This is a genomic window from Nonomuraea sp. KM90 (assembly GCF_052246675.1).
In the GTDB taxonomy this organism is placed as follows: Bacteria; Actinomycetota; Actinomycetes; order Streptosporangiales; family Streptosporangiaceae; genus Nonomuraea.
The window spans coordinates 1-709 of record NZ_JBQQCB010000410.1 but is presented as its reverse complement, the minus strand read 5'-3'; the positions used below and the strand labels follow the sequence as shown (position 1 = coordinate 709).

At 62.3% G+C, this 709-nt stretch carries 1 pseudogene; it reads right to left on the bottom strand.

Features of this window, described 5'->3' with window-relative positions:
- A pseudogene (locus ACTWPW_RS64500) lies at positions 1–206 on the bottom strand (hypothetical protein); the annotation flags it as partial.
- Between the last annotated feature and the right edge of the window lie 503 nt (positions 207–709).

Sequence of the window (709 nt, the reverse complement as noted above, 5' to 3'; positions counted from 1 at the left end):
GCGCCATGGTCCCGCGCCGTGCGCCAGCTGGAGATCAGCGACGAGTACAGGCCCTCCCGGCGCAGCAGCGCGCCCTTGCCGGCCTTGTCGAGCTGGTCGTACTCCTCCAGGATCCGGGCCTTGTAGGTTGCGGAGTAGGTGCGCGGACGTCCTCGTTCGCGTACCTGAGGGTCGGGGATCTCCGGATCCGGCTTGCTTGCTCCCACGAAGGGATGTCTCCTTCCCGACCCTCAGCACAGAGTTTCATGCCTGTTTGTTACCTCTGTCTATTTTGACAGGGAGGGGAGCGGCTCCCGCACGACGCAAGACATTGGCAGCGACCACGCGGAACTATGACACTCACCGACGCAGACCTATGACAAAGCAGCCCTCGTCGAGAGAAGAGCCTTCGCTTCGCCGATGTACCGGCAAAGAGCCTCACGCAAGCGGCAACACCCGCGACACCCTCGTCATGACGGGCAGATGGCGGGACTGGAAGAGCGCAGGTCAAGACGTAAATGGCCGTCATCGGCGAGGTTCGGAAGATGCCTACAGCGTCCCCACGGGCACTCGTCAGGCTCTTGACCATCCAGGGCGAACAGGCCTAGTACTCCAGCGACACTTTGCGATCTTGAGGGGTCGGGGTCGCATGGCGACGGCCACCGCGTGATCATTCGGAGTTTGTGAAGACAACCAAAGATCGTGCGGTGACCGCGAGCCACAGCGTAGA